We start from the raw sequence: 9,239 nt of genomic DNA, 5'->3' as shown, positions 1-9,239 counted from the left end.
AACTCCGACCTAAAACACGGCCTAGGCGCGAGGCGTGCCGTCCCAGCGCCAGGTCGTCAGACGGGAGCGGCCGGGCAGTTCGCCGCGTCCGGTGGCCCACAGCAGGGTGCGCCAGGGATCCATGGACTCGGGGGCGTCGGGGAAGAGCCGGGCGAGCACCCGCGCGCACAGGTCGGCGGGCGGGCTCCAGGCCAGGCCGAGCCCCTGGGCCAGGTCGTAGGTGTGCACCAGGGTCTCCGTGATCCCCATCGCCGCGAACCCCTCGGGATCGGAGATGCCGAAGACGTGGTGGGCGCGGACCCGCGAGGGCGTCGTGCGCACCATGGCGACCAGCAGCGCGCCGCTCGCCTCCAGCACCTGCAACAGCCCGGCGGACCCCGCCGTACGGTCGGCGTGGATGACGTTCGCCGGTCCACCGGGCCGTCGGCGCTGCCAGACGAAGGGGACTTCGCCCTCCAACGGCGGTGTCCTGGGGCCCAGTTGGGCGGCATAGGCGAAAAGGTCGTCGGCGAGATGCTCGACGGTCTCCCAGCAGTCCCACTCCAGCGAGCCGGCCGTGCCGTCCCAGGCGTCCGGGGGCGCCTCGCGCAGGAGGGCGACGGCGAGCCGAACGGCGAGGTCGAGGTCGTCCGCGGTGACGGAGGACGGGGAGTAGGCGGTCTTCGCCGGCAGGGGCATGGTCGGACCGTATCGCGACAGGACCGGGCCCCGCCCGCCGTTTGATCACGGGCCACAAGTCCTCGCGCGGAGAGCCTTTCGAGGACGAGGCCGACGACGGCCGCTGCGCCTCACGTCCGGCGTCCGCCGAACTCCCAGTCGTGGACCTCGACCGCCGCGTGCCCGTCCGCGGCGAGGACGGCTCGGGCCGCGTCCCGGTCCGGCGCGCGCACCAGTGCCGCCGTGCCCAGCCGGGCCGTACCGTCGTCCGACAGAAGAGGTCCGTACGCGATCAGCTCGTCCCGGCCGGCCGGTGGTGCGGCCTCGGCGGCGGGCTCCGCGCCGAGGCCGAGCACCAGGTAGCGGTTGCCGCCGGTCCGGCCGCCGGGGAAGTCCCACATGGTGCGTCCCAGCAGGTTGCGCCACCGGCGCAGCAGCACGTCCCGGTAGACACCGGCCTGGTAGTTGGGCTCGTCGAGGGCGAACGCACGCGCGGCGGCGGGGTCCGGCAGGTCCACGACGTGCACGCTGCCGGTGGGCGTCGTACCGTCGGCGGCGAAGGTCGGGCCGCGCGCGATCATCTCCCGTGCGTACCGGTCCATGTAGGACCAGTGTTCCTCCAGCAGTTCCTGGCGCAGTGGCAGGGAGCCGGGGCGGTCGCGGTGGTAGCAGAAGAACTCCATGACCCTGGAGCCTTCCCCACCACAGGGCGGCGTTTCAACCGGCTTTCGGCGTCGGCCGCCGGACACCGTGGCACAGGCGGCAGCAGGGGAACATGCCGCGTGTCGAGTGATTCTGGACGACCTCTTACCGGCGCTTACCTGCGTCTTCACGGCCGGGGCCGCGGCGCTGCGTACGGTGGCGGATTGGGGGAGACCGTCGGCTGCGGCGGCCTCCACCAGGTGTGTTCGATCAGTTCTACGGGTTCAGTTGCGTTGGTCCAGGTGCATTGGATCAGGTGTGGAGGAGTGGACGGATGACTGCCGGTCGTCGTGTGGTGCTCGCCGCGATGGCGGGCGGTCTGCTCGCCGGGTGCGCGGGCCGGGACAAGGGCGCTGACGCCTCCGCCGCTTCCCCCGGCTCGGCGCAGACGGCCCCGGCCCCGGTAACCTCCCGCGCCACCGGCCCGGCGTCGGGGGCCGCGAGCCGACCCGCCGTCACCCGCGCCCGGATCGTGGCCCGCTACGGGCACAGCGTGCCGCACTCCTGGGGCTTCGACGCGCCCGGAGTGGTGCACTCCCTGCCGCGCGCGAAGAACGAGATCGCCCTGACCTTCGACGCGTGCGGCGGCCGCGGTGGCAGCGGCTTCGACCGCGACCTGATCGACTTCCTTCGCAAGCGACAGGTCCCGGCGACCCTGTTCCTCAACTCCCGCTGGATCGACGAGAATCCGGCCGAGTTCCACCGGCTGGCCGGCGAGCCGCAGTTCGAGATCGCCAACCACGGCACCCGCCACCTCCCGCTGTCGGTCTCCGGGCGCTCCGCCTACGGCATCCCCGGCACCCGCAGCGCGGGAGAGGTGTACGACGAGGTCGCCGGGAACCGGGCCAAGCTGACCCGGCTGCTCGGCGCCCCGCCCCGGTTCTTCCGCTCCGGGACCGCCTACTGCGACGACGTCGCCGCGCACATCGTCCGTGACCTCGGGGAACGCTTCGCCAGCTTCTCCGTCAACGGTGACGGCGGCGCCACCTTCACCCACCGGCAGGTCCACGAGACCGTCGTGGCGGCGCCCGGCGGTTCCATCGTCATCTGCCACATGAACCACCCCGAGGGCGGCACGGCCGAGGGCATCGCGAGCGCCGTCCCGCAGTTGCTCGCCGCCGGCCACCGTTTCGTCCGCCTTTCGGACGCGGTCCCCGCCTGACGCCGGTAACGATCACGCGAACCCGCACCTCAGCACTCGTCAGCGGGCCCCTGCGGGAGAACAATGTCCCTCAGGGACGGACCGGGTTCGGGAGGCGGCATGAGTACTTCAGCGGAGCCGAGGGTGTCAGGCCTCGAAGTCCGGTCCATCGACTACGTCCCCCTGAACGAGCGGCACGGCAAGCTCTGGCATCTGGGCCCGCTGTGGTTCATGTCCAACGCCCAGATCGCCACCCTGGCCGTCGGCCTGATCAGCATCACCTCGGGCGGCAATCTGGTCTGGTCGCTGCTGGCCATCGTCGCCGGCACGGTCGTCGGCACGTTCTTCATGGCCTTCCACTCGGCGCAGGGGCCCCAGCTGGGCCTGCCGCAGATGATCCAGTCGCGCCCGCAGTTCGGCTACGTCGGCGCCCTCCTCGTATGGCTCTTCGCCTATGTGCAGTACGCGGGCTTCAACGTCTTCAACAGCATCCTCGCCGCCGACTCCCTGCACACCACCCTGCACGGCAGCGTGAAGCTGTGGGTCGTCGTGGTCACCGTGGTCGCGCTCGTCATCGCGCTGGTCGGCTACGACATCATCCACAAGGCCGAGCGGGTCCTGACGTACACCTTCCTCGTCATCTTCGGGATCTTCACCGTCGGTGTCCTGGCCACCCTGCACTACCCGGCGGGCTCCTTCGACCTCGGCGGCTTCAAGTGGACGCCGTTCCTCGCCCAGTTCGGCGTGGTCGCCGGCTACCAGATCAGCTGGGCCATCTACGTCTCCGACTACTCGCGCTACCTCCCGCCGAACGTCACGGTCCGCAAGACCTTCTACTGGACGTACTTCGGCTCCGCGCTCGGCGGCATCTGGCTGATGGTCCTCGGCACCCTGCTGGCGGCCTGGGCGGGCAAGGACTTCGACACCATCAAGTCGATCAACGCCGCGGGCGACAAGGTGTTCGACGGCTTCGGCACGATCGTCCTGCTCTTCGCCGCCCTGGGGCTGGTGTCCGTCACCGCCCTGAACATGTACGGCGGTTCGCTGACCCTCATCAGCGGCATCGACTCGTTCAAGCGGGTGCGGCCGACCCTGGGCGTACGCCTGCTGACCCTCGGCCTGACCGCGGCCCTCTCGCTGGTGGGCGCGCTGGCCGCGACCGCCAACTTCCTCGAGAACTTCAACAACTTCCTGCTGCTCGTGCTCTACCTCTTCATCCCGTGGACCGCGGTCAACCTCATGGACTACTACGTGGTCCGCCGCGGCCACTACGCCATCGCGGAGATCTTCAACCCCCATGGAATCTACGGCCGTTGGGGCTGGCACGGCATCATCGCCTACGTGGTCGGCTTCGCGGCCATGATCCCCTTCTTCTCCGTCGGCACCCTGTACGTCGGCCCCGCCGCCAAGGCGCTCGGCGGAGCAGACATCTCCCTGTTCATCGGCCTGCCGGTCTCGGCCCTGCTGTACTGGTGGCTGACCCGCTCGATCGACGTCGAGGGCGAGACCCGCCTGGCCCAGGAGGAGGCGGTGGCACTGGAACAGGCGGCCCACGAGCACCGCGAGCCCTGAGGGAAGCGACGGGCGGGGGCACTGCGGGGACCGGGTGTCGTCGCGGAGCTCGTACCCGCCGAGCAGCGGCACGCCGCCAAGGCGCTGCTGAAGGCCGGTCAGGTCCTGGGACAGACCGCGAAGCCCGGGGCTCGGCGGTGTCCTGCTCGCGTGCCCGCCGCCGAAGCGCTCGGCCTGCGTACTGTCCCGGCGGTGTCAGGCGTGCTGCATGATCACGATCGCCATCGTGCTGTGGTGCGTGCGGGGCCTGACCCTGGCCCCGGCGGAGCCGGTCGGGCCGACGTCCCGTGCGCGGGAGGTCGTCGGCATCGTGCCGTCGAGCAAAGGGAGTTGACGGATGGAAGCGTCACCGACCGCCCGTGTCACTCCCTGGCGTGATCTTCGCGCGCGCCGCCCGCCCCCGGACCCCGCCCGTCCGAAGACTGGCACCATGCGTGTACCGTCCTTCACTCCGCGCGTCCTGCGACGCGCCGTCGTCGTCCTGGCCACCGTGGCCGCCGCCACCCTGCCCACCGCGATCGCGGCAGCGCCCGCCCACTGCGCGGACCACTGCGGCGGCCCGGTCGTCGTGGCCCCGCTGTCCACGGCACCGCCGAGCGCCGGAGCCTGTACGAGCCCTGAGCCGGTGGTGTGCCAGATCCGCCGCGAGACCCCGCAGGAGCGGGTGCAGGCGCGGGACATCCGCATGCGGTACCTCGGGCTCATCGGCGAGATGGACCGTGTGCGCTGCGCGATGCGCGCCGCGGGAGCCGGCCCGGAGGAGATCGCCCGCCGGCTGGTGGACATGCGCAACGAGGCGAAGGAGATCACCCGGGCCGGCATGACGCCCGAGGAGGTCCGGCAGCTCGAGGAGCGCAACATGGCCAAGTACGGCAACCCGCTCGGCCCGACCGCCGACCAGCTCTACGCGAAGTACGGCTCCTGGGAGAAGGTCGCCGACGCCTCGACCCGTACCAGCCACGCCGTCGACAGCGAACTCGGTCTGGAATACCGGCCCTGCCCCTGCGACGTGGCGCCGGCCGCGTGAGAGGTCGGACACCGCCTCCTCGAACGTTCGGCATATCCGACGATTGTCGGTAGAAAACATTCGCTGGACCGATCGCATCAGGTCATCGGAGCCTGATCGCATGTCCGAGAACGTCTCTCCCCTCTGTGTGCCTCCGCCGCGACCGCGAGCCGGGGCGGAAGCATGCTGACTCATCTCGCCGCGGCCGTCGGTGTCCTCGCCCTGCTGACCATCGTGCCCGGACCGGACATGGCCGTCGTGACCCGGCGGGCCCTCACGTCCGGTACCGGGGACGCGCTGCGGACGGCGGGCGGGACAGCGGCCGGGTTGCTGCTCTGGGGCGCGCTGACCGTGGCCGGGCTCGCGGCAGTACTCGCGGGCTCGCCCAACGCCTACCTGGCCGTCAGGCTCCTCGGCGCCGGTTATCTGGTGTTCCTGGGCGCGCAGTCGCTGTGGCAGCACCGGCGGGGCGCGACCGTCCCGACGCGGACCGGCACACCCGCCCGCGACGGCAACCCGCGGCGGACCGGGCTCGTCAGCAACGCCCTCAACCCGGAGATCGCCGTCTTCTACACCGGACTGCTCCCTGCGCCGGCCCCGCCCCGGTTGCCGACCGCCTGGGCCATGACGCTGCTCGTCCTCCTGCACATCGGCCTCACCCTGATCTGGCTGGCCGGCTACGTGCTCCTGCTGGCCAAGGCCGGACTGCTCCTGCACACGCCACGAGTGCGCCGGGCGCTGGGCCGGGTGACGGGCGTCGTACTGATCGGGTTCGGGCTCGTCGTCGCGACGACGGCCGGCTGACCCGTGTCCCTCGGCCCTCCTCGCCCCCGTCCTCGGTGGCCGAGGCGTGTCCAGGCCGTGCATTCACCCAAACGAGACATGCCTAACGAATACGGCAAACGGGTACTTTTCGTAGAGGTGGATAACGGGAGACAAAGGAAACCGGTCATGAACGAGGACACGAGGACCTTGCACCCGGAGCAGCCGTCCGCGCACACCCCGCCCCCGGCGGCCTGCGGCGACCCGGCCCCGCTGGGCCTGGCCGGCTTCGCCCTCACCACCCTGCTGCTCTCGGTCATCAACACCAACCTGCTCAAGGAGGGCGCCGCGATCGTTCCGGTGCTGGGACTCGCCCTGTTCTACGGCGGTCTCGCCCAGTTCGCGGCGGGCCTGTTCGAGTTCCGGCGCGGCAACACGTTCGGCGCCACGGTGTTCGTCTCGTACGGCGCCTTCTGGCTGGGCTACTGGTGGATCGCGCCACGCCTGGCCCTCGCCGGTGACGCGCACAACGCCCTCGGCCTCTTCCTGCTCGGGTGGGCCGTCTTCACCGCCTACATGGCGGTCGCCGCGCTGCGGGTCAGCCTTGCCGTGCTGGCGGTGCTCGTGCTGCTGACGCTCACCTTTGTCTTCCTGGCCATCGGGGCGTTCCAGGCCGGGGCCGAGCCGCAGGCCCTGACCCAGATCGGCGGATGGCTCGGCATCCTCACGGGACTGGCCGCCTGGTACGCCTCGGCGGCGACCGTCATCAACGAGACACATGGGCGTACGGTCCTGCCCGTGGGCTCGCGCCGGCCCGATCCGGCTCCGGCGCGCGCGTCGAACATTCCGCCCGAGGCGTGAAGGGGGTCACGCCGGCAGGGGGCCGCCCGCGACAATCCTCTTCATGAACGACGGCATGCATGACGACACGGGCGGCGGGACGGGCGACGCCGAGAGCCGCCTCGCCAGGATCGAGCGGTTGCTGGAGAGCGGTCAGCGGGAACTCGTCCCCGCCTGGCAGCGAGTGACCCGGGGGGAGCCACGCTGGACGGTCACCCTCGTGATCCTCACGGCCGTCGGCCTCCAGCTCACGCTGCCGCACCGGCTCATCCTCCTGCACCCCGCCTGGGCCATGCCCGTGCTGGAACTGGTACTGCTGGCCGGCCTGGTCGCCGCCAACCCCCGCCGGGTGGAGCCCAGTACCCGGTGGCTGCGATGGCTGGGCCTCGCCCTGATCTGCGTCATCAGCCTGGCCAACGGCTGGGCGGCCGTCCGGCTCGTCGCGGACCTGGTGAACGGCCAGGGGGCCGACCAGGCGGTGCCGCTGCTGCTCACCGGCGGCGTCATCTGGGTCACGAACGTCATCGTGTTCGCCCTGTGGTACTGGGAGTGGGACCGGGGCGGCCCGATGGCCCGGGTCCAGGGGCAACACCGGTACGCGGACTTCCTCTTCGTCCAGATGCAGAGCCCGGAGATCGCCCCGTCGGACTGGGAACCGGCCTTCCTGGACTACCTCTACCTGTCCTTCACCAACGCCACCGCCTTCAGCCCGACCGACGTCATGCCCCTGTCCCGCTGGTCCAAGATGCTGATGATGCTCCAGTCGTCGGTGTCCCTGGTGACAGTGGTCCTCGTGGTCGCCCGAGCTGTGAACATCCTGAAGTAGCGGGAGCGTTCCCCGTCAGCCGCAGCGGGCGGCCCCGGCGGCCTGGGGTCGCACATCGGCGACCGCCGGGCTGTCCATGTAGTCGCGGACGCGGGACAGCAGTCCGTCATGGACGTGCAGGATCAGGAGGCCGGGGACGGTGAGGGCGGTGGGCCGGTCCGGCGGCGTTCCCACCGCGACGTGGACGACGTGCTCGGCGACGATCACCCGCGGATCGGCGGTCTCGTGGACCGCGACCTCACTGATCCCGGTCACCCGGGCGGGACTGGCGTCCCAGACCGCGCGGTATCCCGCGCGCACGGACTCGCGGCCCTCGAAGCGCGGCGGGAATCCGGGGGAGCTGAACGGGAACTCGTGCACCGCGTCCATGGCGTACAGGTCGGCGAGATCGTCGGCCGACTTGTCCCGCATGGCCTGGTAGTAGCGGGCCAGCACCTCACGCGGGGTGCGGGCGGCAGGTGTCGTCAGGTCCGGCACAGGGATCGCCCCATTCGCTCAACGCTTGTTGACTCACTGAGAGTAAAGGCGCGCCGGATGCTTGGTCAACGGTTGTAGAGTGAAGAGATGTCCATGCCGCACCGGTCGCGTGCCGAACGCCGTCGCGCCACCGAGGCGCGCATCCTCGCCAGCGCCCGCCGGCTGTTCGCCGAGAAGGGCTACGAACGCACCACCATCCGTGCCGTGGCGAGTGCGGCGGGCGTCGATCCGGCCCTGGTGATGCAGTACTTCGGCGCCAAGCGCGACCTGTTCACTCGGGCCGTGCAGGCCGTCCCGGAGCTGCCGACGGCCAGCGACGCCGACGCGCTCACGGATCAGCTGCTGACCACCCTCGGCCTCAAACTCGGCGGTCTTCCCGAGGGCGTGCTGGCGATGATGCGCTCCATGCTCACCGACCCGGCCGCCGCCGACCAGGTCCGGGATGCCCTGACCCGTCAGATCGAGGCGGTCACGGCGGCCATGCCCGCGGCCGAGGATCCCGAGCTGCGTGCCGCCCTGCTCGTCAGCGCCCTGCTCGGCATCACCATCGGCCACCAGCTCCTCGGCCTGCCTCCGCTGCGGGGCGCCGAGGCCGACCGCATCGTCGGCATCATCCGGCCGGCCGTCAAGTCCCTGACGGCGTCGGCGGACTGAGACCTGCCCGGAGCCGGTCCGGGCTCCGTGGGCGCGGTCAGTCGGTGATCGTGGCGAGGATCAGGGTCTGGAGCTGGTCCGCCGTGTGGTCCAGGGGCTGGGTGCTGCGCTTGGCGCGGCACATGGCGACCGTGCCCTCCACGGCCGCGACGGTGAGTGTCGCCAGCTGCACGGCCTGCGCGGGCTCGGCGCCGTGCGCGCGCACGGAGTCGGCCAGCAGGCGCTCCCAGGTGGTGAAGACGTCGGCGGCGGCCACCAGGGCGGCGGGTGTCTCGTCGCTCGGAGGTTCCTCGATGGCCACGGCGAGGACCGGACAGCCGGCCCGGAAGTCGCTGTCCACGACGATCCCGCGCCACAGGCCGAGGAAGGCCCGCAGTCCGGCGACCGGACCCGCCTCCAGTTCCTTGCGCAGGGTGCGGGCGACCCATTCGCCGGTGTAGCGGACGGCCTCGGTGGCCAACTGCTGCTTGCCGTCGGGGAAGTAGTGGTACGGATCGATCACGACCGAGGCGGACCCCGATGCCCGACTGGTCGCGGCCGACGCGGTGTTCGTCGCTCGGGACCCGCAACGGGCCCGCGCGCTGTTCCCCGGTCTGCGGGCG

General features: G+C 71.3%; 12 protein-coding genes. 8 read left to right on the top strand and 4 right to left on the bottom strand.

What is annotated here, in order from left to right:
- Window positions 1-21: 21 nt before the first annotated feature.
- Together BIV23_RS44415 and BIV23_RS44410 are read right to left on the bottom strand one after the other, a co-directional pair.
- Window positions 22-678, bottom strand: coding sequence for a DinB family protein (locus BIV23_RS44415; protein WP_071386683.1), 657 nt, complete (start codon window positions 676-678; stop codon window positions 22-24).
- 110 nt (window positions 679-788) lie between these two features.
- Window positions 789-1,340, bottom strand: a complete 552-nt coding sequence (locus BIV23_RS44410) for a YciI family protein (protein ID WP_071386682.1) — start codon at window positions 1,338-1,340, stop codon at window positions 789-791.
- Window positions 1,341-1,633: 293 nt separating this feature from the next.
- Between BIV23_RS44410 and BIV23_RS44405 the strand changes: the two genes are divergently transcribed.
- From BIV23_RS44405 to BIV23_RS44380, 7 genes are all read left to right on the top strand, one after another.
- Entirely contained in the window at window positions 1,634-2,521 is an 888-nt protein-coding gene (locus tag BIV23_RS44405; RefSeq protein WP_071386681.1) for a polysaccharide deacetylase family protein, read from the top strand.
- Window positions 2,522-2,620: 99 nt separating this feature from the next.
- Window positions 2,621-4,072, top strand: a complete 1,452-nt coding sequence (locus tag BIV23_RS44400) for a purine-cytosine permease family protein (RefSeq protein ID WP_177240262.1) — start codon at window positions 2,621-2,623, stop codon at window positions 4,070-4,072.
- Window positions 4,073-4,280: 208 nt separating this feature from the next.
- Window positions 4,281-4,406, top strand: a complete 126-nt coding sequence (locus tag BIV23_RS53465; RefSeq protein ID WP_281250216.1) for a hypothetical protein — start codon at window positions 4,281-4,283, stop codon at window positions 4,404-4,406.
- Window positions 4,407-4,502: 96 nt separating this feature from the next.
- Window positions 4,503-5,099 carry a hypothetical protein gene (locus BIV23_RS44395; RefSeq protein WP_071386679.1) on the top strand — a complete coding sequence of 199 codons (597 nt, stop codon included), beginning with the start codon at window positions 4,503-4,505 and terminating at the stop codon, window positions 5,097-5,099.
- Window positions 5,100-5,261: 162 nt separating this feature from the next.
- The gene (locus tag BIV23_RS44390; RefSeq protein WP_071386678.1) at window positions 5,262-5,882 is read left to right on the top strand and encodes a LysE family translocator; all 621 of its coding nucleotides are present in this window, start codon (window positions 5,262-5,264) and stop codon (window positions 5,880-5,882) included.
- A gap of 147 nt (window positions 5,883-6,029) precedes the next feature.
- Window positions 6,030-6,701 (top strand): acetate uptake transporter, encoded by a 672-nt coding sequence (locus BIV23_RS44385; protein ID WP_071386677.1) that lies wholly within the window; start codon window positions 6,030-6,032, stop codon window positions 6,699-6,701.
- A 43-nt stretch (window positions 6,702-6,744) separates the two neighbouring features.
- Entirely contained in the window at window positions 6,745-7,506 is a 762-nt protein-coding gene (locus BIV23_RS44380; RefSeq protein ID WP_245790946.1) for a DUF1345 domain-containing protein, read from the top strand.
- Window positions 7,507-7,521: 15 nt separating this feature from the next.
- Here the strand turns inward: BIV23_RS44380 and BIV23_RS44375 are convergent, their stop codons facing one another.
- Window positions 7,522-7,983 (bottom strand): nuclear transport factor 2 family protein, encoded by a 462-nt coding sequence (locus tag BIV23_RS44375; protein WP_071386676.1) that lies wholly within the window; start codon window positions 7,981-7,983, stop codon window positions 7,522-7,524.
- An 87-nt stretch (window positions 7,984-8,070) separates the two neighbouring features.
- Between BIV23_RS44375 and BIV23_RS44370 the strand changes: the two genes are divergently transcribed.
- Window positions 8,071-8,637, top strand: a complete 567-nt coding sequence (locus BIV23_RS44370) for a TetR/AcrR family transcriptional regulator (RefSeq protein ID WP_071386675.1) — start codon at window positions 8,071-8,073, stop codon at window positions 8,635-8,637.
- Window positions 8,638-8,674: 37 nt separating this feature from the next.
- Here BIV23_RS44370 and BIV23_RS44365 read toward each other — a convergent pair whose 3' ends face one another.
- The gene (locus BIV23_RS44365; RefSeq protein WP_245790945.1) at window positions 8,675-9,139 is read right to left on the bottom strand and encodes a TetR/AcrR family transcriptional regulator; all 465 of its coding nucleotides are present in this window, start codon (window positions 9,137-9,139) and stop codon (window positions 8,675-8,677) included.
- Window positions 9,140-9,239: the final 100 nt, after the last annotated feature.

Origin of the sequence: Streptomyces monashensis (genome assembly GCF_001866665.1) — a bacterium.
GTDB lineage: Bacteria > Actinomycetota > Actinomycetes > Streptomycetales > Streptomycetaceae > Streptomyces > Streptomyces monashensis.
This window is presented reverse-complemented; position numbering and strand designations above follow the sequence as displayed.